We start from the raw sequence: 25,429 nt of genomic DNA, 5'->3' as shown, positions 1-25,429 counted from the left end.
TCGCGCTTTTTAATCCGTTAATTGTTTATAGTTATGGAGCAGCATCAGGTTTTTGAGTGTCACACAAGCTCTCCATTCCCATGTTGCGGTTTCGCCCGGCGCTTCCCAGCTAATCGGCCATCCTCCATCATCGCTTTGCTGCGACTTCATAACATTCAGATGCTCATGGATTATCTCTTTAGAAAAAATTCCACTGCAATAAGACGAAGGCGTTGGAGCAAATTCTAATGGTGAAAGGCCATATTCGCTGATATTTGGGTCTAAGCGTAAATACTTTGCAGAAGTAAGAAGCTCCGCAGATAATTTGCTAAACAACTGCGTTACATGCTCGGTTTGAGGAAGGCTTTCAAGGAGGCAAAATGACGTTAAAATCGTATGCGCATCCTCAAATTTTCTAGCAGATAAATTAGCAAGGCATACAGCCGCTGCTTCATTCAGCCATGAATGGTTAATCCCTTGCCACTTGAGCAGGCCTACCAATCCAACCAATCTATCGAACGAGGGCTCTGTAGAGAGTGGATTGTCCCAGTGACTAGCGCGAGGATAAGATGTCGCTGATTTAAAAATTGTTGGAATTCCATTAGCGAGGTCTGCATGTTTTTCCACATAACCACAGGCTTTAGAGGACATGTCCAGGTCCTTAATATTGCAGTCATACAAGGTTCTGAGAGCAAACTCCATATAGAGCGGATGACTTTCCGGTGCGCGCAAATCCGGCTCCAACGCATGACCAAAGCCGCCGTCATCATTTTGGTATGCCTTTAGTGCTCGCACTATATGCTCCTTGGAGCCCTCATAGAAAACGTATTCAAAAATCCTTCTTTCCAAAAGCCTTCCATGCTTCCATATAAAATGGGCAGCCTTCTCAAATTCCACAAGGATCATCTCCGTTGACGTTTTTCATACAATTATTATAACGCCATTTATTGCAAAAATGTTGTATATTTAGGATGTCTCCCCCTACTTTTGTATCATTTCCTCCCATATTTCTCAAAAATTTTGGCTCAACCTAATAATCAGTGCTTGACAGAAAACAGAGCTTAGCGGAGGGGTGGAGGGATTCTGTAGAAACGTCAGTGTTCGCCTTTAAAGACCGATTCCCACCATAGTCCTCATATAAATAAAAGGAATCGGGCTTTAACAGCGATCGGAAGAACCCTCTGTCCCGCAGCGTTCCATCTCCGCCCAAGTCAAGCACTGATTTCTGGTTTGAGCCAAAATTTTTTTCAGATTCATATAGATTTACGAGCTTGTTGGCATCCATATAGATAAGGGGTGAAATGACGCGATGCTGCTGCATACCGAGCAATCCAAAGAGGCGGATCTAGCCGCCATTGAAGATGATGATTTAGTTGATCTGGCAAAAACCGGAGATCATCCAGCCTTTGGCGAGCTGGTTCGGCGCCATCGGACGAAAGCATTCGGATGGGCAAAGAAACTGACCCAGGACCCGTTTGCCGCCGAGGATATCGTTCAAGACGCGCTTATTCGCGCGTTCCTTCATTTGGGAGATTTAGTTGACACCCAGCGGTTCATGCCATGGCTAAGAACCATTGTCCATAATCTCGCTTATATGAAGCTCCGGCGCGGTGGTCCCTATGCCAATGAGATGCCGTTTACAAGCTATAGCTCTCAAATGAGCCCTCCTGCCAAAGAACAAGCATCGGCCTCTGCTCATCATTGGGATTCCATAGATAAGGTGCTGGACAGCCTGAATCAGTCGGTTACAAACAAGCAAAGCTATGATCCCGTTACCATCATCATGCGCAAAGAGATGCTGGAGGGTATTCACGACTTGCTGCATTGCTTGAACAAGCGGGAAAGAGCCATTTTTGAATCGTATTTTTTCAGTCAGCTTCGTCCTGCCGAAATAGCCGCCATGTTTCAAACTACCACAAGCAATGTCTATAATTACATTTCCAACTCCAGGCGCAAGGTGCAGCAGGAACGTATCAAGGTTCAGATTACAGGCTATCTCAAAACAAGAAGAGAGCTGGGCTTGCCCGTAGCAAAAAAGCTGGCTTCTCCCCCCTACTAAAAGGAGTGATAAAAAATGTCCCAAAGGCAATGCGATTTCAACTCCACCACGTATACGCAGACGAGCGCAGGGCAAGCGTTATACAGAATGATTGGCTATACGGATAAAAAAGACATTTCTCTCACTGATGTAATGGGCTACACAAGCTGGGCTTTTCGGATCAACATTCATGCCCGTACCGTAAATATCGCGGGGCCTTACGCCTCCTTAAGCTGGGGAGATGTTTTTCGGCAAGGCATGATGAATCTGGGCTTTACTTGCAAATCCATCGGCGAGCCAAATTTGACCCCGCCTACGCCCCGGCAGCTTCAGGAAGCCCTGCTATTTGTCCAGAGCAGCATTGATACCGGGATTCCCGTTATGGCCTGGGATTTATTTGTACCGGAATTCGGAATTATCTATGGATATGATGATAGCCAGCAGCTCCTCAACTGCAAGGATACTGCGGAGGATGGGCTTTTACCCTATCATAAGCTTGGTCGAGGGCGCATTGGAGAGCTTTTTGTTCTGGGAGTAACTGATACCTTTGAGGTCGATGAAATAGCGGCATTGCGGGGAGCATTAGACATGGTTTTAGATCATGCGTTCAATCACCTGCCGCGTCACGATGAGGAGCCTTATCGCAATGGACTTGCAGGCTATGAAGCATGGATACAAGCATTTCGTTCCGGGTCGGTGGAGGTTGTCGGAAATGCGTATAACGCCTTGGTTGTCAGCGACGCCCGCGAATACGCCTATCGTTTTCTTGCCGGGCTGTCTGAAAAAAGCTTTAACGAATTGCCAGTTACACAGGAAATATCCCGTTTGGCCTTAGCAGCCGCTGAGCACTATCGAGAGGTGGCCCGTCATCTGGCAGAAATCAGGACGCTTTTTCCATTCCCTCAAGGCGGTACGCCTAACGACCCGGAGACCGCCGGAATGGCTATTACGCTTCTTGAGCAAGCACTGGCTGCCGAAGAACGCGGCATACAGCAGCTGCAAGTTATGCATCGGGTGCTGGAGCAGTATATTTCTTAGCACGTCTGCTTGATAAATACGCAGAGCATTAAAGGGAGGTCAACAAATGAAGGTTTTAACAAACGGATTAGTTGCGGAATATTTATTTGACGGGAATGCCCTTGATACAAGCGGCAACGGGAACCATGGCAGGGTTGAAGGAGCAACGCCAACAGTAAACCGGTTTAATGAGCCGGATCGGGCGTTGGCTTTTTCAGGAAATGGAGAATTCGTTGTCCTTGATCCCAAGCTATTTCAGAACGCCACTGCATTCTCGCTGTCGATTTGGGTCAATTATGATGAAGCGGCAAAAATGAAGTGGTGGAACAATGCGATTATTTCGCAGGATGATAACGGACGTCAAAGCGATAAGTCGCAACGTGTATTTCAATTAAGCACAATGAATAACAGCGTAAGAGTTCACATGATGATGAATGCGCCAGATGTAACAGCTCAACATCCCGTGCAGCGGGGGCAGTGGTATCACTTGGCGGTGACTTACAATGGAAGCCATTATGCCCTCTATATGAACGGAAAATTGCAGGGAATCCAGGAATATACCTTTCGCCCAAGCACAGAGGAGCCGATTTATATCGGGAAGAAAAATTCAGAGGAGCCCCGCTTCTATTTTCATGGAGCAATCGATGATCTTCGGATTTTCAGTCGGGCTTTATCCGAACCCGAGATACTGGAGCTCTATACCGAGCAGGGCTACGTCCCTGCTGTAGAACTAGCTCCCCCGGTTCAGCATAAAAGCAGCTCCTCAACCAAACGCAAGGTGCTTGAGAAGCCGATCTAGAAGCATAGCTATTGGAAACCGGGCTAGAAACTGAGCGTATGCCCCTGACATTTTCCGAAAAGATAAGGATTGTGCCGGGGGCTGCCCGCATTTACTTTAAACCGATGCCCTGCACCATTACGGCCTATGTATGCTTTTTCGCTCGTAATAGCCCTTCAATCAGTTTAATTTTTTCTGCATCCTTCTTGCCCCTTGTATCTATCCGGTATCCGTCCTGCAGCGATCTGCTGTATACCCTATGATACTGTTCAAGATTCAGAAGCTTAAATGTCGCCCCTTTGTAATTCCGCTGCTCGATATCATTGCTATCAATTGCAGCGTATTCCTCCAGGTCTTCAATATGGGAAAAGCCGATTTTGTGCTGTCCGTTGCTAAACTCATGCTCATTCCTATCAATCAACTCATATCCCTGATGTTCAAGCTCGCTCTGAAGCTCCTCCCATCTTTCACGGATAAATGTCAAAGGAATTAACAAGTCGATATCCTCAGGATAAAGAGGTATTTTTGTCAGAGCCTCCAGGCCAAGCGATCCGTACAGAAGCGGAGATATGTTAAATCTTTTGTTTAACGTGTTGGCAACAGCAGCAAAATGATGAAATAAACCATGATTCAAATCCTTTGCTTGCTTCTCTCTTATTTTTGCCAATGCATTTTTAGCCGCTAGCTTTCCATTATGCATTCCGTTATTGGATACCTCGATCAACTGTTCTCTGGCTGGCATATAGCAGTGAAAACCAAAAATTTCGCAGGCCCGCTCCTGAACAAACATGTCTTCATCCTCTAAATAGACTAGCAACGAATCCAGATGTGACTTTGGCGTTAATGCCATAATCGAGAAAATAGATTGACAGCGTACATCATCACTTATGGATGGGTTAGAAGCAAGAAAAAGCTCCAGCTCAGCTATACAGGTTAAGTCCTCATCCATCTCCGCAGTCCCGCTTTCTGCTTCGGAGGGATATTCCTTCTTCAATTCATGCCAATCCAGATCAGGATGCAGCTCAATTCTCTGAATAAATGAAGGTATGCTTCTAAATGCCGGAGCCACATCCGTTTCCTCATGATTGATATAACAGATTCTGTATTTACATGCTCCGCCGACATATAAGCCTATGTAGTTGGAATGATCATCCGTCCATAAAGGAAGAATATCCTGATAGACCTCCATCTCCGACAGAAAATCAGCAACTTCAACAATTCCGTCAATATTCATTAGTTTAAGGAAAAAGGGCTGCTGCCTTTGTTTCCTGCTGTGAGCTTCCAGCTCCTTAACTAATGGCGCGGGCAATGTTATGCCGAATTTATCAAAAAGCTCTTTAAACATAGCAGCACCCCTTTCCCTGCTTAAATTAACCAAGTCCTTCTTTTACAACTTTTAATAAAGCTTGCTTATGATCCGGATGACAAGCAATCAGATAAGGCTCATCCTTCATGCCGGTAAATGGATTTCCATCAAAATCTATGACGATGCCTCCAGCTTCCTTAACCATCAAAATGCCGGAATACAAGTCGTCGCCTTCCGAATTGTACAGAACAATGCCGTCTATATCTCCTTTGGCAAGCATGCACCATTGAAGCGTTGGAGCCCATAACCGCATCATTCTTTTGAAGCTTACGTCAATATGCTGCCTTAGCCTTAATGCCCCTTCATCCTTTTGCACGACATGACCTTGAATCCAGCCAACATTTCCTTTGAACAGGTTCGAATTGCTCCTTATTTCCATTTTCTGATCATTGCAATACGCCCCTTCTCCCAGGGCAGACACAAACAGGCGGTCGGTCAATGGTTCATAAACGACCCCAAGCACAGGTTCTCTTTTATACATTAACGTTATTGAAGTCGTAAATATAGGCAATCCAATCGCAAAATTATTAGTTCCATCGAGCGGATCAATCAGCCACAGCCAATCGTTTGCCGTTCCTATAATTCCGGCCTCTTCACTATGAATCTGATGGTCAGGAAAAGCGCCTTGAATTTCCTTGATAATGATGTCTTCAATTAAGTGATCAACCTCCGTAACGACATCGCCATGTTCGTCTTTACTTTTAATATCCACAAACTGATCAAACCTTCTTTTCGAAATCGCACCTGCTTGACGAATAATTTGAATGGATATTTGCTTGGCTTTTTGAATCGTAGCTTCGTAGTTCACTGGACACCTCTTCTATTTTAATTTAGTTAAACCTTCCGTTATCCTCGACTTTACTTGTTTCAAATCTTTAATTGATGGTTTTTCTGGCTCTATCCATCCGAATCCATCGTCCTTATACCTTGGAAACACGTGCATGTGATAATGCCCTAGATCATTAAAAATTCCGCCATTTTGCATAATCGTAATTCCATCGGGATTGTAAATCGCTTTTAATGCCCTGGATATCATAACCGAAGCCTTGTTGATGGCTTTCATCGTTGATTCATCAATTTCTTCAGGTTCTTTGTAATGGATTTTGGGCAGTATCAACGTGTGCCCTTCATTCAAAGGGTCAATGTCCAGAATGCAGGTTATGTACTCATCTTCAAAAACGACATTTGTTTCTTCCATATGATTGGCTAATCGGCAACCAAAACAATCCATAAGGATGCATCCTTTCTAAACTTTTTTAACTTCTACTTTGGAATGCTTTATTGTGCTTTAGCATTTTCAAATGTTTGCGTTAATACTTTATGCCACCCATCCAAACCATCCAATTGTATGCTATCATGAACTTCTGTATAGTTCAGATTATGCTCTCTATAATAGGTTTTCCAAAAGTGAACAGCGGGGTTATTTTCCTCAAGCTGACTAATACTAATGTTTCCTTCAAAGCGCTCCAGCACCTTGGATACACATATAGAAGCGATGTTTTTTCCTCTATACTTCTTCAATAAAAATAATTCCTGAATCGTATAATCTACTCCCTCAGGCACAAACGGAGGAGAACAGATTAATATAAATCCGACGGTTTTTCCTTCATATTCAATAAAAAACGGATGTAATTCATCCCTCTCCAGATATAAGTATGTATTTGTTGGATCGTATTGCCCATTTTCCTGAGTGTCTTCGCCTGTATACTGTGATAAATCATATAAATAAAGATTGTATAGGTTTAAAAATTTGTTCTTATGCTCTTTGCTAATTTTTACTATATCCACATTCATTTATGGATTCTCCTTTTATTTATATATTAAATTCAATCCGTACAGTTATTAACAATCCATTCTACCGCATCACTGAAGCCTTCTGCTATAAAATCAGGATAAGACTCTTTGTAGCTTCCAAAGTATTGCCCCTGTTGGTATCTGGCCAAGTCTTTTTCACCTGCGCCTGTTTTTACCAGGATTTTGGTGCACCCCGCTTCTTTAGCCGCTACAAGATCACTCCATCTATCGCCTATGACGACACATTTTCTTAAATCTAAATCATTATCGTTAGCCGCTTGTATCAGCATGCCAGGCAATGGCTTTCGACATGTACATCCTGAGTTGTGCTCGTGAGGACAAAGATATATGTTATCAAATCCAATTTGCATTAATTCCATTTCAAAATCCTCTTTATTGGCTTCCCCTCTTGCAATACCTGGCTGATTGGTAAAGGAAAAAACTAATATCCCTTGTTCTTTAAGCTTTGCTATAGACTGCTCAACCTCAGGAAAAAATATCATTTCATCAGGATATAATACTCTATCTTCTACTCCGCCAATGGTTCCATCACGATCAATAAAAACCGCCTGGACTCTAGCCACAAGCAACTACTCCAATCTCTTATTCATAAAATACTCCTTCATGTTGCCTGGCTTTTGTCTTACAGGTTCATCTTATATACTCCCGCTTCGCCAAGAAAATCATTTCTTGATAGCTCTTTTTCTCCAAGCAATACTCTGTAATTTGTTATGGTTCCATCATGGGAAATAATAAAAACTTTTTTATGCCTGCCTTGAATCCAATTCAGCAGCTTCCATGCATAATCTTCAAAAGTTGATTGTTTAATTCTATTTATTCCTTCTCCCCAACACTCCAAATGAAGGTCTAGAATCGTTATGTTTTTATATAAACTGGAAATCTCATCTCTAGTATAGATATAATCACATTTTAAAAAGGGGAGCTCAGGGTTCTGAGGAAACATTCTAGGCCCAACAAGCGGGCAAATCGTAAAGCTGGTGCTGCCGGTCAGCAACAAAGCACTTTCAATGGTTCGCTTTGTCGGGCTTACCAATACCAAATCATCAGAATTGAAAGATAATTGACTTCGAAGGTTAGAAATTTGCATTTTTCCATAATCGGTGAGACCAGGATGCATCGTATCAAGACGATTGGGATAATCAAGCAAATGATCACCATGACCATGTCGAATAAATTGGATCTCCATATAATCCTCCCATATAGACGTAACTATTCCCAATATGGCGTTCCCGAAAAAAGAAATGGCTTATCGTTGATGTAGCTTTGGAATTCTCTAGCAAGCAATTTATCTATATGACCCTCCAGCCATTCGCTGGAATCAGGCAAGCCTAACCAAAAGCCTAACGTATCCAGTTGTCCTAAAACAAAAAAGGTTTCAAGTAATGACTCATAATTTGATGGCAATTCAAAAAAGCTGGAATAAGAATTCAAGAAGCCTTCCCGGAATGCCGGATGAATGTATGAAAACGTCCACCCCAGATCAAACAAATAAAAGCCAAATCCGCACGCGCCAAAATCAATGGGGCTTACTTTATCCTCGTAAAATATATAATTTGAGGGTATTAAGTCTGCATGAATGATTCCCCAGCTTGTTTGCTTTTTTTCCAGCTTCATAATAACTTTTTCCGCTTTTTCTCCAGCCAAAAGAAGACTTTCTCCACTCTTTTTCAAAGTCCCGTTATTTATAGACTCCTTAATTTTCCTTAATGATCCTTCAAGCTTCCGCTCATCAAAAAAGGGCCTGGAAAAACCTTCTGGCGCTTCCCATTTACTCGATTGCTTATGCAATTTGCCAATCATGCTCCCGACTTTGGCAGCATCCTCCATAGTCGCAATAAATGGCTTTTGTTCACCCTGAATCCAATGCAATAATGTGCAATAGACAATTGAATTTTCATGATTCAGTTCAGTAATAAAGCTGTTTTTCTTATTTCGTATAGGAGCAGGGACTTGCAAATCAGCTTCTTTAGACAGTGCATTTAACCAAGTCAACTCAGACTGAATGGTTTCTTTTGAGCTCCACTCTTTCTCATCTCCCTTGGATAAGGACTGATGGATTCTAAGCGAATATTGCTTTTGATTACCCGTTTCAGTAACGTGATAGATGATGGTTCCGCTTTGGCCAATATAATTCAGCTCATACTCCACTAAGTCATATTCCTGAAGAGCTAGCTGTGCAAGCTCACAAAATACCTCATCCGACATTTCAGTTGTCTCCTCACAATTGTTGAGTCATCCTTAGACCGCTAAACTAATGGTTCTGGTTCAATAGGTTCAATGACTTGAAATAAAAATGACCTGTCATTTATATATTCGGTAAGATAAGCTAAAGCATATTTTTGCTCTTCTATTAAACCGGGTATTTCTCTACTGTCGGAGCAGTGATGGCAATAATTTTCGATCATAAACATGACAAAGAAGCATTCGAGAATATGAACATAATCCTCTTCCAATTTGATTACGCTTTCATAGCCTTGAATAAGCTGCCAGCGATGCTTAGGATAAAGCTCTAGCAGTGCTGCCGCCATATCATACAAATAATAGCCAAACCCGCATCTTCCAAAATCAATCGGATAGGGCTGATCGTTATTAAAAACAACGTTCTCCGAATGCAAGTCCGCATGAATCAGCCCATAATTACGTGTGTTTTGTTGCATGAGTTCAAGTTGAGTCATGATCTTTTCAATAGCTTTTTGATAGAGCAGCCATGATTTATTCGATAAAAACCGTGAGTAATAACGCTCCAATTTGCTGAGTTCATCCTTAAAGCTGCCAATTCCCCAATGTGGTCTATGAAAATGAGGCGGTATTTCTATTTTTGCTGAAGCTTCATGCAGCCTCCCCATCAAAGCGCCTATGCTGAATGCATGACTATCGGTGAACTCGCCGCTCCTATGCTCTCCCTCCACCCACTTCATTAGAGAAACACAAGGCCTCTGGTACCCTTCCTCTGTTTCGCATTCCAGAACATAAGAGCCATCGCGGCATGCAATTCCTTCAGGCATCACTAAGCCTCCCAGCTTCCGTAGTTCATTAAGGAAAACGAGCTCTGAAATGATTTCTTCTTTGTTCATTCTCTCTGAATGAATGCGAAGCAAGTAATGGCCTGTTGTGTTTGTTTCTATTTTGTAAGTAATTGTATCCGATAGTTGTATGAAACGAATGCTAATCCATTCAATCTCATACTGTTGAATAGCCCATAAGGCAACATTTCTTGCTCTTGCGAGCAAGCTTTGTCTGGTTTCGTCTGTGTCAAAATGAAAAAAGGGCTTTAGCTTCAAGACTCACACGCCCCCTCAGATGCAGCCTTGACATTTCTTTTGCCTAACTTTTTAAAAGCAGTAAAAGCTTGCTTGGATTTTACAAAACGCAATATTTTATCGGCACATTCACCTGGAGTAAGCTCTTCCGTATTTACTTTAACATCGTATTCATCAATGCTATAGACTTGGTTAAACTGTGACACAGCTAGTCCAATATTTCGATCACCCCTTTGTTCCTCTCTTCTGATAAGCTCTTCCTTTGAGCAAATGACGCCAATCAATAACGTAGGGTGATCGTTAAAGGCATTCAGACAATCATTAAACCATTTGTCATTGTCGATGACAGTATCTACGATTACATTTAAACCCATCTCCGAATACAATTTAACTGTCGCATAATACAAGGAGTTTATGGGATCAAACATAATTTCCATGATCGTTTGTTCAGCTATTTCTCTTGCAGGTTCAATATCAACCAGGAACTTGTTATTAAAAAAATCCTTAATAAAATCATCTACAGATAAATGATGAAAAACAATATCTTTCTGGGCTAACAATTCATTTGAAATACTTGTTTTTCCCGAGCTTGAAGTTCCGTTCAACAGCACAATCATACCTTGCTTCAAAATGAATCATCCTCACCTAATAAAAATCTGCTATTATTCATGATTTCATTAATCACTTCATCCATCTGATCAACAGAATATTGCTGGGTATTTAATACATGCTTGTTATCCTTAAGAGCTTGTTTAAACTCATTCAAAAGAATTACGCTTCGTTCACCCATTTGAATGCTGGAATCTCTTGACGCAAATGGCTGATGACATCACCAGAGATGTATGAGCTGCGTTCAAGCTGCTGAACAAGCTTTTTGGAAGTTGTAGATTTCCCGACACCGGCGGGGCCCGATAAAATATAGATGGATCTGCTGGTCATTATTAGCGCCTCCGTTACTCACTTAAGCCCGGTTTTTTATGTCTTTCTTTAAATAATAATGGGTATGTCCTCCTGCATTTTCGATTGTTCCGTATACCTCATATCCTTCCTTCACATAAAAGCCCAAGGCTTGAAAGCTGAGTGTATCCAATTTAATAAAATCGCACTTTTTTTGTATAGCCATCTTCTCTGCCTCTCTTATAAGCAGTTGGCCATAGCCCGATTTTCGATGCTCTTCCTCGACAAACAAATAATGAATCTCTAACCAATTCCAGCAAAACTCCCCGACAATTCCGCCTATTATGTCCTCGTCTTCATCAACTAAATGCAGCTTTAACTCCTCATAACGCCCTTTTAACTCCTCTGGAAAGTGTCTGAGATTAAATTCAATCAACCTGCTTCTAATGTAATCTTTCTTATTAGCTTCAATATTGCTTGAAATGCTTGTTTTCAAAATTGTTCCTCCATCCATCTTCCATTAAGTCATTACATTATCATAATATTGGATATGCAAGAACAATCAAAGGTTAACTATGAATATAGTCATCTATTACGTTTATTGCAGTTCCTTATGGATTGAGAGTTGTCTCCATCTTTACTTGAATTCGATCTATTCGTCCTTGCTTTCTCCATATTTACTGTAGGTGGAAAACCAGCCGTCCTTCGTGAACAACTCGCCGTGCAGCCCATCACTAGACTGGATAACATCAATGCCCTGCACTTTAATTTCAATATCATTCTCAAAATCAGCTTGCTCCTGGAGTTTAAATAAGAAATCATGAATTCCTGTATCCAAGCTTTTAACCACTATTTTTCTAACCAGCTCAATCTGTTCATTATTCAATTCTTGTAGCTCCGCCTGGAGCTTTTGCAGCCCTGGAGCTTTCCAACGTCCTTCAACTAATAATTCAAAAAAATCAATGGCTTTATCTCTTAATTCAGTCATAATCACCTGTCCGAACTTATCAACTGCCTGTTTTTCATTCATTATCATCATCACCCACCCAATCAACGTGTTGGATCTATTAAACCTGTACCTCAAATATCGAATCTACAATAATAGGCAGGTTATCCCTTAATGAAACAGCCCCTAAAACCGATCTTGCATGTATTCCCTTATCTTCAAATACTTCATACATTAATTCTGAAAATCCATTTAATACTTTATGATGCTCTTCAAAGGTTGCTTCAGCATTTACAAATCCTTGAACCTTAACAACCCTTTTCACCCTGTCTAATGATCCCAATGCATCTTTTAATACGGCCAAAACCTCAATGCCTGCTAACCTGGCAAAATGAAATCCCTGTTCAGTCGTATATGCACTGCCCAGCTTTCCCTTTGGGCTTCCTGACGGCCCTTTTCCAGAGACGTACATAAGCCCATTTACAATGACAAAATTAGTGTAACTAGCAGCCGGATTGCTTGCTTTAGGCAATTTAATCCCTAAATTCTCCAGTCTCGCTTCAACAGATAACTCCATTGTTATCCCGCCTTATTTGAATAATAGTGAACCCGTCCGCCCAAATGATCCTATTATTTCACTACAAATTCATTAAGTTCACTAGATGATAAAACGAACTCTACCTTTTCATCTCCATTTTCAATCCGATATGTAGCAATTGTCTTAACCTTATAGGTTCCTGGTTTTTCGATTTGGAATTCGTAATATTCTTTGTTTCGTTGCTCTTCGTAATTATTTCGAAACTCCGCTTTAGGCTTCAATTCACTTACATACCCGATACTGTTTGTGAACAACATATCATAATCTTGTTTCACAAGATTTCCCTCGCTGTCATAAATCTCATAGGTAAAGATATCAGCACCATGTGAAATATCCCATTTATGATTGGATTTATTTTTTACATATCCATTGATTTGAAAAGGCTGAGAAGCTTGTATGTTTGTCAGGTCGTCGCTTCCAACCTCAAACATTTTTTCATCTGGAGCCGTTTCTTTGGAACACGCCGTTACGATGAACAGCAGGGACAATAACAAGGTAAATAAGATCACTTTTTTCATTTTTCATATCATTCCTTTATCGTTTTATGGTGCAACAGAACCAAATTCTTTAATTAATTTTCTTTGTTCCATCGGCAAACCATCTGGCCAATCATCCATTGTACAATACATAATTTCTGAAATCTCCGAGCTCTTTTTAAAATCGCCTTCTATGACCCTGCCTCTAAAAATCAAGTCCACTCGATTAGGCTTTGTTCCATATATCGCTTTTACCAATTCAATTGATTTTACAGATAATCCGGTTTCCTCTTTCAATTCTCTTTCTAAAGCCAATTCCGGTTTTTCAAGCTCCATCCAACCGCCTGGAATCCCCCACGGTTCTTTTCTGTACACATGTTTGAGTAATAATATTTGTCCAGCTTCATTCGTAAAGATTCCAAGAACCGCTACTAAAAATTTGTTTTGGGCGCGATAAACAAGCCAATTTTTCAACCCGTTAAAAGGCATATGCTTGTACATATAAACAAGCCAATCTCTTGGCACCAGACCCACTAATTTTGAAATCACATGTACACCTCTTTTTTGGGCCGACCTTATATTACATTCCCAAAATATGATATCCGGCATCAACATGAATAACTTCTCCAGTAATCCCTCTTGAAAGATGACTTAGAAGAAACATGGTGGCATCGCCAACCTCATCTTGATCAATATTTCGCCGAAGCGGAGCCCTCTCCTCGATTGTTGCCATAATATCATTAAAGCCGGAGACGCCTTTGGCTGCTAATGTACGAATAGGACCCGCAGAAATAGCATTAACCCTGATTCCGTATTTTCCAAGGTCCTCTGCCAAATATCTGACGCTTGCCTCTAATGCCGCCTTTGCCACGCCCATAACATTGTAGTTCTTTACTACCCGCTCAGCGCCTATATAGGATTGTGTTACAATACTTCCGCCTTCAGTCATCAATCTTTTAGCCTCTCGCGCAATGGCTACCAATGAATAAGCGCTTGAATCCTGTGCCAGCCTATAACCTTCTCTTGTTGTATTCACATATTCGCCTTGCAGCTCATCCTTCTCCGCAAAAGCAACAGAATGTACAATGCCATGTATTTGACCTACCCGGCGTTCAACCTCCAAAAAGGCTGATGTAATACTTTCATCATCTAATACATCACATGAGATGGTGCACAATGGAGTCATTTCCTGTTCATTTAAAAGCTTTATCAGCTTCTCTAACGATCTTTCTTTTCGATAGGTAAAGATCAGATTAGCTCCTTGCCTGTAAAGAGACTTTGCAACTCCCCAAGCAATACTCCTCTCATTAGCAACTCCCATAACAATAATATTTTTATTTTTCATTAACATATTATATCCTCCCGCATAGTCATATCATTGACGTAAAAGGCAATATAGAATGATAGCTTGTTGAACATAAATCAGATTTTTCTTAAACTCATATCCAACAAAATAGTCAGAATTGATCACCTCAGTGCTTACTTCTTCATCTCTGAAAAAGGGCGGACAAGGGTTTAGAATGGCGCCTTCATTCGCAAGCTGCATTCTTTCCACTGTAATCTGATAGCTTTTAATATATTCATCATTCCTGCACTCCCCCGAAAGGGAGTCTGTTAATATAACATCGCTTCCCCGTAAAGCTGAGTCCAGGTTGGTTGTAAAGCAATAATGGCTGGAGTCTTCTCCGAATTGATTCCCGGAGGCACAGACATGTCTGAAGGTAAGATTCATGACCTTTGCTATTTCCATCCACGATCTTGAAATATTGTTTGCAACGCCCACAAATGTATAGGTTAAATCCCGATAATTTTTCCGAATTTCAGCAATGGAGTAGAGATCGGATAAAATCTCGCAAGGATGATCTTCGGCGGTCATAGCATTAATGACAGAAATAGTGGCGTAGCTTGCTAATGTTTTTATCTTCGCCAGATCGGAATGCCTTATGATAAGGCCATCCACCCAATTTTCCAAATACTTTATTACATCCTCCAATTCTTCTCTCTTGTCCAACGTATCTGGAGGAAACAGGATGCAGGTTCCGCCTAGCTCCTTTATTCCCTTTTCAAAAGTAATTCGAGTTCGCAGGCTGCTTTCCGGGAAAAATAATGCAAATGTTTTTCCATCCAGTCTTTTTTCCGTTTTATTCTCTTTTAATTCGTTAGCAAGATTATATATATCAAGAATTTGCGACTCAGTTAGACTTTTAATATTTATTAAATGCATGATATCTGTCCTTTCATGACCCGAATTACTTATTATTCTGACTATTTTCATCCGACACTATAAAAAATATCGAGCGATCATTGATTGATTTAACCTTTACAAATGAATCTGGATTATTTTCGCTCTTTATGCCAGCTATATGAATATCCCCTTTACTTGTCAAATCACTGCTTGTATAGATAAAAGAAACCTCATAGTCGGAATATCCTTTCCCATATATGTAAGAATACTTAAACTCACTGGTCTCGTCCGAATACGATTTTATATAAAATTGTCCTTCTGTTCCCTTCAGCCTTGCATCTGCTAACCATTCATTAACTTCATCTTTGTGTTCAGGCTCCACTTCGTTTAATTCATGTGTAATAATGTTTTTCATAATGCTGCCTACCGAACGTTCTTCGTTCTCCCTAGTCGCTGTGCAGCCTGATAGAATAATGACTACAAACATAATTAACCCTATTTTTTTCATGCTTCCTCCCACTGTCATCTCATTTAAGCCCTCTTAAATACCATGAATAGCCGTTGATATGCCCTGTTGCGAAGTGAGGGCTTGCTATTGCGCTCCAAACGATGCAATTAAATTCATCCCATGGATCACCGATAGTAAAACGCTCAAAATCTATAATTTTTAACTCGCCGTTTTCATACATCATGTTAAGCAAATTATAATCGCCTGCTAAAAAGCATTGCGGACGATTTCCCAATAGTTGGCGGTTGTTTTCAATATAATGTAACATATGATAGCACTCCTTAACAAAACCGCTATAGATTGACAACCATTGTAATTGAAGTGTCAACCATGCCCACTTCAATAAATCCGAATCTTTTATATAAATGAACAGCAGCGCGATTTTGCGGATCGACACTAAGGGAAAGCTTCCTAATCCCCTTCTTTTTGGCTTCTTCCAATAACTGATTTAATAATGCAGTTCCTATTCCTTTCCCCCTGAATTCATTTAAAATGGCCATCCCTAATTCAGGCGTATCCTTATCTATATACCCGAAACCTTTGTTGTCCTCATTAAAAAATCGAGCTGTTATAGAGCCGATTGGCTGATCTTCATTATTCATTGCTATAAACCCAAAATCCCCTTCTCGTCCCCAACCATCAACATATTTTGAAATGAACGGATCTTTAATAATAGCTTTATCAAACGCTTCCTTACCTTCCGGTACAAATAATGATTCATAAAGCATTTCCCATAGAAATGTAATATCATCTTTCCTTATGGTTCTAATGGTATATTGCATTAATAAATTCGCCTCCACCTTGTGCAGGACATCTATTCATCCCACATCCTACTTACTTCCTTTAATTCCTGGTCTTCAAACTCCATTTTATAAATATCCGGTTTCTTTAATTGATCCAAAAATTCCAGGCCATATGTAGAGTCAAAATAATTCATCATCAGTGTCATAACCAGGCCATGCGTGCCAATAACCATATTTTTGCCTTTATGCTCCTTTAGTATGGCTTTGAGCGTTACGATTGCTCTCTTCTGACAATCCGCATTGGATTCGCCGCCCGGCAAGGCATATTTAAAGTTGTAAAAATTCTCTCTAATCTCATACATCAAATCATGAATATATTCTGAGGAAAAATGACGTTCCCTTAGGTTTTCAAAGGTTTTCACCTCTACATTTAAGTGCTGAGCCAATCCCTCGACGCTTAATACTGCTCGGGAGTATGGACTTGATATCACCATGTCTATTCCTTCGCCAAAAAGCAACTTCGTTACTTTTTCAGCATCCCTCTTTCCTTTTTCCGTAAGCCCTCTTGTTCTTTCGTCTCCTTCATCATAGGGTGATTCAGCATGCCTAACCATATAAATAGTGGTTTTCATAAAAACCTCCTTGAATCTACTTATGAAATATTGAGATGTCTATCCAGATCATTAGAAGCTTCCCGTATTACAGGATCAAGATTATTCACCCATTCTATATAGTCTGGCAAATTTATCTTTGACGGATTCTGTCTAAGCTCCTTAGCCCTCCGCAAATGCTCCTTCCAGTTGCTTTTTAAATGGGTTTGCCCCCATTCGGCAGCTTCGCTTTTCGAAAAAATAGTTCCTTCTTTTAACCAGCCAATGAATTTAGCCGATAATAATAACCAGTCAATGGAATGCAGCCTCCCTCCCTTGCCATGTTCCTTCATGCAAATGGAATAATCAACAAGGAATTGTCTAATCTCATCATCCGATATGTCAGGCAGCACGTCATTTTGTAATTCGCCATACACCAACAATCCCTGTTTTTTGATAGTATACATAGTAAATAAATCAAGCTGATTATTAGACCAGACTTTTTCATCTCTCGTTCCCCACCATAATGCTTGACCCTCTTCTCCCCGAATTAATTGCAGGGGCAAAAAGGCGCCTTCTAACATGACGCTGTAGAATTCATTATTGTTTCTGTATATGCTTCTTTGCTTATTTAATTTTTCAATTTCATTATCTGTAAGATTATTGCTGAGTACGGCCAGGAAATCCAAATCTCCATATCCGGGACACAAATCATTATGTAAAGCTGACCCATAAATAAATATGCATCTTAATTTATCTCCCAAAATAAACGGGATGTCCTCCAAAAATAGGGATAAAGTTTGATTAATCTTTTCGTCCTGAAAATGTCTCATTTACACCGTCTCCTAACGTTTCCTATATTCACGCCACCTGACGAATAACGGGTATGTCCACAGTAGCTTTATTGTAACGAAATAAGGGGGAGCTGTCCAAATTCAACACATAATGTAATAAAACGCCAGATGGACAAAAGAAAAACACTGCCTCTTCAGCAGTGTCGTCCTGTCTACTTTTTATCGGCGGTAGTTCCCCCGCCTTCCCGGCTATAGGCTTTGAAAGTCATAAAGATACCAATTACGCCCAAAAAAATGATAAACACATAGGTGGAGATATTTTCAGCAAGCTGTTGCGCTTCCGGAAAAAACATCCTGTACAGTCCGCCAAGGATGGCAAACCAGCCTGTGAGGGTTACCAATACAGGCCAACTAGTCGTCCAGTAATTGTGAGCACGGACAATGGAAAGGCCGGCGATAAACAATAAAATACCATTAAGATAAGTTATGGTTGGCATGTTGATCGCCCAGATATGAAGATTTAGCCATTCAGATGCAGTAAGCGCAATAATAGAGGGTCCGATCAAGCCTGCAATTTTCCTTGAATTCGTCATATAATCCTCCTCCTTCCGAATGACCTAAATGCCTAACTCCTCACGTATTTAATTGAAGCTTCTTGTAATTTGTTTTTATGTAGTTATATCCGGAATAAATAGTCAACAATACAGCCGTTAGCATTAAAGCCTTATCAATTGGATAACTTATTAGTAATGCAAACGGATAATTGTTAAGCAACATAGCCGTTATTGCAATAATTTGAAATACCATTTTCAGCTTTCCATGTTTATCTGCTGCCAATGCTATTCCCTTAGAGGATGCTATAGACCTTATGGCTGTAATAACGATCTCTCTTCCAATGATAATAATAGCTATCCAGCCTGGTATCCTATTTAAAGATACAAGCATGATTAGCGCTGCAGAAATTAATAGCTTATCAGCAAGTGGGTCCAGTAATTTTCCAAGGTTTGTGATCATGTTATATTTTCGTGCAATATACCCATCTAACTTATCAGTTGCTGCAGTAAGCACAAATAAAATAGCAGCATAATAAACGCCATAATGATTTAGATGTGAAAAGATTTGAGCTTTATTCGCCAACCAATGAGGATAGGGTAATAAAAGGATAACAAAAAAAGGAATAAGTATAATCCTGATGATTGTAATTTTATTAGCAAGATTCAAGCCGGCACCCCCAATTTCAACCTATTTCATACAAATTCCATCTCAGACATTACTAATTATTTCTGAGCAGCATGCAAAAATCAGTCCCTAATAGTCCATTCTTCATATTTTATCGTTTCTATTTTAATTTCCCCATTTTCAATCCATTGTTTGGCTTCAACAACTAAAGGCGAGGAGTTTTCTAAATCTATGTCAGTAATATCTATCCATTCGGCACCTAAAGAATCATCCATTTGGGGGGATTCACTTATATCTCCTGCTATATAATTAACAGCATACAAAATAGCAATATGATGACAATGAGTATGTGCAAAATCAGGCCTCCGCCACGGAACTATATAATCCTTAGTCCCAATGAAGCTAGATATATGGATTTGTAATCCAGTCTCTTCAATGAATTCTCTCTTTATTGCTTCTAATATCGACTCATTCTTATCAACACTCCCACCTGGAAGATCATAACGACCAGAATATGGGCCGCCACTTTTATGAATAACAAGTAATTGATTATCTCTTATACATACTCCATATACCCCTAAATGACGATGAAAAATGTCACTACTCATCGGGCATCCTCCAATGCAGTTTTGTATTTTCCATTAACTTCTTAAGACTCCTTTTTTGTTCGACATTAAATCCTCAAACACAGGTTTTTGCACTATATTTATGGTGTCTATATCTATTTCATCTAAATTCTTAAATACTAGCTGTAATGATTCATTTTCATGATCTGTATAATTTATTGTTTTTCCGTCTTCTAATAATTTTCCATCCAATTCCGCTTCAACATCAAATAAAAACATAACAAACACGACTTCATTTCCATCAGGATAGGTATATTTCATTCTGGAGCCTGAATAAATAGAATACAGATGGTATTGTTTTACGGAAAGACCTGTCTCTTCTTTAACTTCACGAAGCATCGTATCTTCTATTGTCTCTCCAACATCCATTCCTCCGCCAGGCAAACCCCAATCTCCATAATCAGATCGCTTTTGCATTAAAATTCTTCCAAACCTATCTCTAATGATGGCTCCGCCAGTAACAACAATTCGTCTTGTCATAGTAATAAATTCCTTTTCATTAATGCAGATATCTCCCTGGCATCTTGATCTTTTGATTCTTCGAGTTGTTCTATGACCCTGCGTTGTCTTTCCGCCGAATGATTTTGACTTAATTTCCACTTTCCTTCTATCTTGTCGATTTTCATTCTAAACGTAACAATTCCTCTGGATAACCCGTCAACAAACATCTTATTTGATTCATTCAGCTTGTAGGAGCTACCAGGTTTTTCGTATTTCTGCACTAGTTTTTCAAGCGAGCGTATAATTTCATTTTGATCATTTATTATTTCAATTCGTCCGTATACATGGGCAGCTACATAATTCCATGTAGGAACGCTTTGATCAGTTTCATACCAGGATGGTGAAATGTAGGTATGTGGACCAGAGAAAACAATCATTACCTCCTGCCCCTCTATATCTTTCCACTGTTCATTAGGTTTGGCAAAGTGGCTGTATAAATATTCTTCCTCTCTATCTAACAAAAAAGGCAGGTGTGATGCATATGGACTATTATTATGCGTAGAAAACAATATGCCAAACCCGTTGGCATTAATAAAATCAAATAGCTGTGCGCGATCTTCAACTAAAAAGGCTTTAGGTATATACACTGTTGACTGACCCCTCCATAATCAAAGTGGTTTTTCATTTGAAGCAATTTCATCCGTAAGCTCAAGCCCTTTTTGCAAAAATTCAACTAATACCTGTTCATTTTCTTGACCATCTTCAGAGGCATGCGAAATGATCCATGAAATGGCTGCAATAAAAAAACAAACGAATAGGGGGATGATGATTTTCCACCACATAGGGATTCCACCGCCGACGGAAATATCAACTATACTCAAACTAATAAAACAGGTCATACATATAGTTAAAATAGAAACGATATCTGTGTAACCTCTATATGTTCGAAAATATACATACGTTTTATTGTTTTTTGTACTGATCTTTCCTAGCACCTTATTTCGAACTAAATCGCTTTTTAACATTCCCCTGCTAACAGAAACACTAAATAACCCCTTCTTAATCCACCCAACAAGCTCTCCTCCATCGAGTGTAAGGGAATAAAAGTCAACACTATTTCTTATTACAGACTCACAATGTGCTTTAGAAAGTTCTGTTGAACATTTATATTCCAATGAACTCACCTACTTTGATTTTGTGCTCTTAACAATGGTCAAACGCTAAACTGCTTTAAATGATGGTCTAGATGTTTGTAGAGGCCCCTGCCCCATTCATCAGGAGAAAGTTTCCCAAAAAACGGATGTGGCTTCTTTGTACATATCTCAGGCCCCTTTTTTTGAAACCTAATTATTTTTTGAATCAAGATTTCCTTTTCTTTTTCAACTTCTCTGTTATCAGCAATGATAATAGTCGGAATCGTAGACATATTTTGCGGAAGCGGCTTATCATTATAGAACACAGGCTTCACCATCCTACCTATTAGAACCCCAAGCCAACTTCTTGAAGCAGTTGAGCTGCCCGTGGCTATATCCTGAAAGGAAGAGCAATGGGCGAGCATTTGAGCAACATTCATTTTTCCCCAATTTTGCTGTGAATCAGGACGTAATTGTTTAATTCGGCGTAAGATTTGATTTGCATGATTTTCATCAAACAAGCTATTCATTTCAATGACACCTCCATGCAATCGTATTCGACCTGAATTAGCTGTTCTTTATATCCGCTGTATAATAATGGCCATCATCATAGATTAAACAATTAAGCTGCATACCGTATGCACACCCGCCGTCAATCCCAATCTTACCTTGACCAAACCAGATATCCGGAGAATCATGAAGTTCAATGGTCCTGGTGTGACCGAATATGATTGGTTTTTCCGTAAAAGGTTTCGATTGATGAAACTCTCCTTTTATATACATAAAGTCATAATCCGATTGTTCACGCCAATTTGCATACTTAGGATTCAGTCCAGCATGAACATAGATATGATATAAATCTTCATGATAAAGAGGCAAGGATTCTAGAAATGCAATATGAGTATTATAATGGTCTCGCACATATTCTCTAGCTTGCTTAATTAGTTCTTCATTACAATCCTCCGTCATAAAGGGACAATAGCTTTGAAGGGTTTGCATACCGCCATGCTCCAAAAATTTAGGTTGAACTTCTTCACCATCTGTTCTTATAAGATCAACCAACCTTTGATTATGATTCCCCTTCAATGCTATGACATTATAGTTTTGGACTAGCTCTTTAACACGCTCAACGGTTTCCTTGCTCTGTGGACCTCTATCAACATAATCACCAAGCAAGATTAACTTATCTTCTGTCGGGATGTATTTTACCGCATCTAATAACTCATTAAATGGTTTAATACACCCATGAATATCGCTAATCATTAATATTCTGCTCATCCTGCTCATCTGATCTCCTATAATCATTTTCTGCTGTCTATATGGACCAATTCCAGAATAATGCGCCTTGACATATAATGAATCTATCAAGCCATATTTCAAAATTCATATTAAGTTTTCTAGCTTCGTAAAATTGATCTAAATATCCTTTGACTAATAAATAATTCCGTTCTCCCGCATTAAATGCTTTCAAATCAATAACAATATTGTCTTGATAAAAATAACCGATTTTTAAAAACCCATCACTTGGTTCCTCATACGTTTGTTCAAAAATTTCATTTAAACCATGGTCAAAAAATCGGCAACCATTGGTTAATAGCAGGAATTTTTTATAATCGCCGGGAAGCTTATATCCAAGCTCTTGCTCAAACAGAATTATGTCATTTTCATGAATGGGATGGTAAAAGCTGCAAGTTCCATAAGACAAATTGCCTTCAGGAGATTGGATTCGAATGACTCCATTATTTTCTTGCAGCCTTTGCTTTAATGCATTGATTGTCTTATCAATAAGAAAATCCATAAGATTACCTCGCTTAATTCACCTGTTGATAATGAATCCAACTGGCTCTTTTAATCTATTCCTGCCCCAATGTTGCAGCAACATATATCTTTGATTCTCTATTCCAAGTATGATAACCATTTGTTAGATGGGTCCACCCATACTTTTCGTAGTAATTTTCATGATCCGTACATAAATATATCTTTTTAAAACCTAGCATATACGCTTCTCTTCGAGCATGATTTAATAGGGCTGCCCCTAATTGCTTCCCACGCTCCTCTTCCTCTACATACAGGTTAGATAAATAGGGCCATAAATCTTGTCTACTCACAAAATCATTCGTCATAAGCGAATAACTGCCTATAATTAGATCGGATTTCATCATAAAATACCATCTTGGAAGCGAGTTAGCTGCATTCATGCTCGAAGTGATACAATCCTCAAATATCTTTTTATTTAATCCCCATCTTTGGGAAACATACTCAATACTTGTTTCTAATAGATTAGGAAAGTCTCTTAGGTCAATAATCTTATATTCCATTACATCACCTATCCTTTTGTCTTGAAACTCGGCACAAACAAGATATTAAACAATCCACTCTTTATCTAGTTCTATAACGGTTTCAAAATCCCCGTAATTCCCCTCTAATTCACTCTTACATATCAGTACTTTTTTTAATTCTTCATTTTTTATTTGTGTCATAAATATCGTCTTGTCGTTATTACCTTTATTATTTTTGAAATCTCCTGCATCATGGAGTGCAAAAAATGTAAAGTATTCAATATCTGAACTACTAATGATTTCGTTAGTACTCCATAAACTCACTTCTATATTTTTATACGTTTCCACTTGTCCATTTTCATCTACTATTTTATCGTGATTTTGATTCATAAATAGGGTATATGCATCTATAGATTCCCATACCCCTATAATGACTGCCTCTTCCTTATTCAAAAGATTCCAGCCGCCAAATTGGGCAACAAATCCTTTTGCTAATTTAAGCTCTGTCCATTTAGTTTGTGCCAAATGAAACCTATCTTTAAATTGTTCATCTACTTCACACTTAATCATTTTTATTAGCATTGGCTTCTCTTCCCGCAACTCGGCTTCCATCATCCATTGGGGTAAATTGCTAGGAGTGTGATTGTCCATGTCATCGTAGCAAACAACACTCCGCCCCAAAATACTTCCTTGGTATAGGGTCTATCCTTCACAATTTTCTTGATGGCCCTCAATAAAGCTACAATAAATAAAAAGGCTATAATAGGCATAAGATAAAATCCTACAAAAGCAAAAAATATCATTTAGCTGCTGCTCCTTTCCTCCCAGTATTGAAGTTCAATACCAGCATTTAAATAAACNAAGGGGTTTTCAGGATTTTTGAGTACATTTGCATGACACCTATGAAACTTCCATCAATTGGGACGAACTGCATAAGTCATGTAGTAAAATATTGTATGGTAAAATAAGGAATATGTTCTAAGGAGGTGGTTGTATGAGTGAAAGCGACATTAGCGATATTAGCGGCATTAGACCGGTTTTAAAACAAAGGCTATGTTAAATTCTAATGTTGATTTTTGACCATATGAAAACCGCCTATGTTTTGAAAGGCGGTTTATTGGGCTATCATTGCCGTAAGTTGAGAGTTATTTCACTTCAATTACAATCGGTTCAGTTTTGATAAGGTAAGTCTTCTGTTCATTTGTTTTTGGATTAGAAATTGAAAAGTCGGCATCGACAACAATTTCGTACTTACCTGCTTTTTCAAGTTTCAGTTTATGACTTTTTGTAATCTTCTCTTTTGCTTTCAAATCAGTTGTTCTTCCTGGTCCTGTTTTAATAACTGGCTGATTTAGTTCAACCACATAAATTCCAATCACATCAGGACCATGAGCAATTTTATAGTTTGAATCCAATGAATTTTGTAAGACTGCATTAATTTCAAATTCTTCCCCAACGTTTGGACTGCGATTTGAGACATTAGATACCAACGTGAAATCTGACTCCGCAGGAAATGCAAAGGGTTGATTACAACCTACCAAAGCCAAAATAGATAGAATACCAATGAGTAAAAGTTTTAATTTGTTCATCATTTCCCCTCCTTTTATCNGGTTGATTACAACCTACCAAAGCCAAAATAGATAGAATACCAATGAGTAAAAGTTTTAATTTGTTCATCATTTCCCCTCCTTCTATCTTGTATAGCCTCTCGGCATTCGCCAAGGCAGATGGGACAAGGGATTCCTTGAACCATCATTATTAGCATCCTCCTACTTATGTAG

General features: G+C 39.4%; 37 protein-coding genes. 3 read left to right on the top strand and 34 right to left on the bottom strand.

The features are described 5' to 3' along the window. Window positions 1-9: 9 nt before the first annotated feature. Window positions 10-876, bottom strand: a complete 867-nt coding sequence (locus A7K91_RS13575) for a hypothetical protein (RefSeq protein WP_068683581.1) — start codon at window positions 874-876, stop codon at window positions 10-12. Window positions 877-1,288: 412 nt separating this feature from the next. Here A7K91_RS13575 and A7K91_RS13570 point away from each other — a divergent pair, with 412 nt between their 5' ends. Genes A7K91_RS13570 through A7K91_RS13560 form a run of 3 tightly spaced genes read left to right on the top strand, consistent with a single transcriptional unit; the run spans window position 1,289 to window position 3,833 of the window. Next, window positions 1,289-2,038: an RNA polymerase sigma factor gene (locus tag A7K91_RS13570; protein ID WP_068683579.1), complete on the top strand. Its 750-nt coding sequence runs from the start codon at window positions 1,289-1,291 to the stop codon at window positions 2,036-2,038. A gap of 15 nt (window positions 2,039-2,053) precedes the next feature. After that, a complete protein-coding gene (locus A7K91_RS13565; protein ID WP_068683577.1) occupies window positions 2,054-3,055 on the top strand; it encodes a hypothetical protein in 1,002 nt (333 codons plus the stop codon). A 46-nt stretch (window positions 3,056-3,101) separates the two neighbouring features. Continuing rightward, entirely contained in the window at window positions 3,102-3,833 is a 732-nt protein-coding gene (locus A7K91_RS13560) for a LamG domain-containing protein (RefSeq protein WP_068683575.1), read from the top strand. Between the two features lie 124 nt (window positions 3,834-3,957). On the opposite strand, the gene A7K91_RS26850 is transcribed toward A7K91_RS13560, so the two are convergent. The 33 genes from A7K91_RS26850 to A7K91_RS13405 form a co-directional block, all read right to left on the bottom strand. Further along, window positions 3,958-5,157: a hypothetical protein gene (locus tag A7K91_RS26850; RefSeq protein ID WP_068683573.1), complete on the bottom strand. Its 1,200-nt coding sequence runs from the start codon at window positions 5,155-5,157 to the stop codon at window positions 3,958-3,960. Between the two features lie 25 nt (window positions 5,158-5,182). Beyond that, a complete protein-coding gene (locus A7K91_RS13550) occupies window positions 5,183-5,986 on the bottom strand; it encodes an inositol monophosphatase family protein (RefSeq protein ID WP_082967455.1) in 804 nt (267 codons plus the stop codon). 12 nt (window positions 5,987-5,998) lie between these two features. Next, window positions 5,999-6,409: an HIT family protein gene (locus tag A7K91_RS13545; protein WP_068683571.1), complete on the bottom strand. Its 411-nt coding sequence runs from the start codon at window positions 6,407-6,409 to the stop codon at window positions 5,999-6,001. Between the two features lie 47 nt (window positions 6,410-6,456). After that, window positions 6,457-6,972, bottom strand: a complete 516-nt coding sequence (locus A7K91_RS13540) for a GNAT family N-acetyltransferase (protein WP_068683568.1) — start codon at window positions 6,970-6,972, stop codon at window positions 6,457-6,459. Window positions 6,973-7,004: 32 nt separating this feature from the next. Next, window positions 7,005-7,556, bottom strand: a complete 552-nt coding sequence (locus tag A7K91_RS13535; protein WP_068683634.1) for an HAD-IIIA family hydrolase — start codon at window positions 7,554-7,556, stop codon at window positions 7,005-7,007. 59 nt (window positions 7,557-7,615) lie between these two features. Next, window positions 7,616-8,179, bottom strand: coding sequence for a phosphoglycerate mutase family protein (locus A7K91_RS13530; protein WP_068683567.1), 564 nt, complete (start codon window positions 8,177-8,179; stop codon window positions 7,616-7,618). Between the two features lie 23 nt (window positions 8,180-8,202). Further along, window positions 8,203-9,198, bottom strand: coding sequence for a phosphotransferase enzyme family protein (locus A7K91_RS13525; RefSeq protein WP_068683565.1), 996 nt, complete (start codon window positions 9,196-9,198; stop codon window positions 8,203-8,205). Between the two features lie 41 nt (window positions 9,199-9,239). Next, the gene (locus A7K91_RS13520; RefSeq protein WP_068683563.1) at window positions 9,240-10,274 is read right to left on the bottom strand and encodes a phosphotransferase enzyme family protein; all 1,035 of its coding nucleotides are present in this window, start codon (window positions 10,272-10,274) and stop codon (window positions 9,240-9,242) included. Further along, the gene (locus A7K91_RS13515; RefSeq protein WP_068683561.1) at window positions 10,271-10,882 is read right to left on the bottom strand and encodes a chloramphenicol phosphotransferase CPT family protein; all 612 of its coding nucleotides are present in this window, start codon (window positions 10,880-10,882) and stop codon (window positions 10,271-10,273) included. Before A7K91_RS13515 ends, A7K91_RS13520 begins: the two co-directional genes overlap by 4 nt. Before the next feature lie 142 nt (window positions 10,883-11,024). Next, window positions 11,025-11,192 carry a nucleoside/nucleotide kinase family protein gene (locus A7K91_RS27080; protein WP_245697498.1) on the bottom strand — a complete coding sequence of 56 codons (168 nt, stop codon included), beginning with the start codon at window positions 11,190-11,192 and terminating at the stop codon, window positions 11,025-11,027. A gap of 22 nt (window positions 11,193-11,214) precedes the next feature. Further along, on the bottom strand, window positions 11,215-11,646 hold the full coding sequence (locus A7K91_RS13510; protein WP_245697497.1) for a GNAT family N-acetyltransferase: 432 nt from the start codon (window positions 11,644-11,646) through the stop codon (window positions 11,215-11,217). A 156-nt stretch (window positions 11,647-11,802) separates the two neighbouring features. Continuing rightward, window positions 11,803-12,180, bottom strand: coding sequence for a hypothetical protein (locus A7K91_RS13505; RefSeq protein ID WP_068683632.1), 378 nt, complete (start codon window positions 12,178-12,180; stop codon window positions 11,803-11,805). Between the two features lie 37 nt (window positions 12,181-12,217). Continuing rightward, window positions 12,218-12,673, bottom strand: coding sequence for a RidA family protein (locus A7K91_RS13500; RefSeq protein WP_068683557.1), 456 nt, complete (start codon window positions 12,671-12,673; stop codon window positions 12,218-12,220). 53 nt (window positions 12,674-12,726) lie between these two features. Then, on the bottom strand, window positions 12,727-13,212 hold the full coding sequence (locus A7K91_RS13495; RefSeq protein WP_068683555.1) for a hypothetical protein: 486 nt from the start codon (window positions 13,210-13,212) through the stop codon (window positions 12,727-12,729). A gap of 24 nt (window positions 13,213-13,236) precedes the next feature. Next, window positions 13,237-13,719 carry an NUDIX hydrolase gene (locus tag A7K91_RS13490; RefSeq protein ID WP_068683553.1) on the bottom strand — a complete coding sequence of 161 codons (483 nt, stop codon included), beginning with the start codon at window positions 13,717-13,719 and terminating at the stop codon, window positions 13,237-13,239. A 31-nt stretch (window positions 13,720-13,750) separates the two neighbouring features. Next, window positions 13,751-14,521 (bottom strand): enoyl-ACP reductase FabI, encoded by a 771-nt coding sequence (fabI, locus tag A7K91_RS13485; RefSeq protein WP_068683551.1) that lies wholly within the window; start codon window positions 14,519-14,521, stop codon window positions 13,751-13,753. 24 nt (window positions 14,522-14,545) lie between these two features. After that, a complete protein-coding gene (locus A7K91_RS13480) occupies window positions 14,546-15,394 on the bottom strand; it encodes an ornithine carbamoyltransferase (protein WP_068683549.1) in 849 nt (282 codons plus the stop codon). A gap of 25 nt (window positions 15,395-15,419) precedes the next feature. Continuing rightward, window positions 15,420-15,881 carry a hypothetical protein gene (locus tag A7K91_RS13475; protein ID WP_068683547.1) on the bottom strand — a complete coding sequence of 154 codons (462 nt, stop codon included), beginning with the start codon at window positions 15,879-15,881 and terminating at the stop codon, window positions 15,420-15,422. A 1-nt stretch (window position 15,882) separates the two neighbouring features. Further along, window positions 15,883-16,131 carry a phosphotransferase gene (locus tag A7K91_RS13470; RefSeq protein ID WP_068683545.1) on the bottom strand — a complete coding sequence of 83 codons (249 nt, stop codon included), beginning with the start codon at window positions 16,129-16,131 and terminating at the stop codon, window positions 15,883-15,885. Between the two features lie 25 nt (window positions 16,132-16,156). Further along, window positions 16,157-16,645 (bottom strand): GNAT family N-acetyltransferase, encoded by a 489-nt coding sequence (locus A7K91_RS13465; protein ID WP_068683543.1) that lies wholly within the window; start codon window positions 16,643-16,645, stop codon window positions 16,157-16,159. A 32-nt stretch (window positions 16,646-16,677) separates the two neighbouring features. Further along, complete coding sequence (locus A7K91_RS13460; RefSeq protein WP_068683541.1) at window positions 16,678-17,238, bottom strand: histidine phosphatase family protein; 561 nt, start codon at window positions 17,236-17,238, stop codon at window positions 16,678-16,680. Between the two features lie 20 nt (window positions 17,239-17,258). Further along, the gene (locus A7K91_RS13455) at window positions 17,259-18,029 is read right to left on the bottom strand and encodes an aminoglycoside adenylyltransferase domain-containing protein (protein ID WP_068683539.1); all 771 of its coding nucleotides are present in this window, start codon (window positions 18,027-18,029) and stop codon (window positions 17,259-17,261) included. Window positions 18,030-18,202: 173 nt separating this feature from the next. Further along, entirely contained in the window at window positions 18,203-18,583 is a 381-nt protein-coding gene (locus A7K91_RS13450) for a hypothetical protein (RefSeq protein WP_068683537.1), read from the bottom strand. 40 nt (window positions 18,584-18,623) lie between these two features. Next, window positions 18,624-19,211, bottom strand: coding sequence for a CDP-diacylglycerol--glycerol-3-phosphate 3-phosphatidyltransferase (gene pgsA, locus A7K91_RS13445; protein WP_068683535.1), 588 nt, complete (start codon window positions 19,209-19,211; stop codon window positions 18,624-18,626). An 80-nt stretch (window positions 19,212-19,291) separates the two neighbouring features. Next, the gene (locus tag A7K91_RS13440) at window positions 19,292-19,777 is read right to left on the bottom strand and encodes an NUDIX hydrolase (RefSeq protein ID WP_068683533.1); all 486 of its coding nucleotides are present in this window, start codon (window positions 19,775-19,777) and stop codon (window positions 19,292-19,294) included. 33 nt (window positions 19,778-19,810) lie between these two features. Beyond that, entirely contained in the window at window positions 19,811-20,275 is a 465-nt protein-coding gene (locus tag A7K91_RS13435) for an NUDIX domain-containing protein (protein ID WP_068683531.1), read from the bottom strand. After that, the gene (locus A7K91_RS13430; RefSeq protein WP_068683529.1) at window positions 20,272-20,883 is read right to left on the bottom strand and encodes an FMN-binding negative transcriptional regulator; all 612 of its coding nucleotides are present in this window, start codon (window positions 20,881-20,883) and stop codon (window positions 20,272-20,274) included. The genes A7K91_RS13435 and A7K91_RS13430 overlap by 4 nt, the downstream gene beginning before the upstream one ends. Before the next feature lie 21 nt (window positions 20,884-20,904). Beyond that, complete coding sequence (locus A7K91_RS26455) at window positions 20,905-21,411, bottom strand: hypothetical protein (protein WP_156739542.1); 507 nt, start codon at window positions 21,409-21,411, stop codon at window positions 20,905-20,907. Between the two features lie 38 nt (window positions 21,412-21,449). Beyond that, entirely contained in the window at window positions 21,450-21,899 is a 450-nt protein-coding gene (locus tag A7K91_RS13425) for a DUF1569 domain-containing protein (protein WP_068683527.1), read from the bottom strand. Between the two features lie 37 nt (window positions 21,900-21,936). Beyond that, complete coding sequence (locus tag A7K91_RS13420) at window positions 21,937-22,647, bottom strand: metallophosphoesterase family protein (protein ID WP_068683525.1); 711 nt, start codon at window positions 22,645-22,647, stop codon at window positions 21,937-21,939. A 37-nt stretch (window positions 22,648-22,684) separates the two neighbouring features. Continuing rightward, window positions 22,685-23,167, bottom strand: a complete 483-nt coding sequence (locus A7K91_RS13415; protein WP_156739540.1) for an SMI1/KNR4 family protein — start codon at window positions 23,165-23,167, stop codon at window positions 22,685-22,687. 55 nt (window positions 23,168-23,222) lie between these two features. Then, window positions 23,223-23,687 (bottom strand): GNAT family N-acetyltransferase, encoded by a 465-nt coding sequence (locus A7K91_RS13410; RefSeq protein WP_068683521.1) that lies wholly within the window; start codon window positions 23,685-23,687, stop codon window positions 23,223-23,225. Between the two features lie 45 nt (window positions 23,688-23,732). Next, on the bottom strand, window positions 23,733-24,230 hold the full coding sequence (locus A7K91_RS13405; RefSeq protein ID WP_169833409.1) for a DUF4937 domain-containing protein: 498 nt from the start codon (window positions 24,228-24,230) through the stop codon (window positions 23,733-23,735). Window positions 24,231-25,429: the final 1,199 nt, after the last annotated feature.

Origin of the sequence: Paenibacillus oryzae (assembly GCF_001675045.1) — a bacterium.
Lineage (GTDB): Bacteria > Bacillota > Bacilli > Paenibacillales > Paenibacillaceae > Pristimantibacillus > Pristimantibacillus oryzae.
The sequence above is the reverse complement of the archived record's forward strand: the minus strand, read 5'-3'. Positions and strand labels throughout refer to the sequence as shown.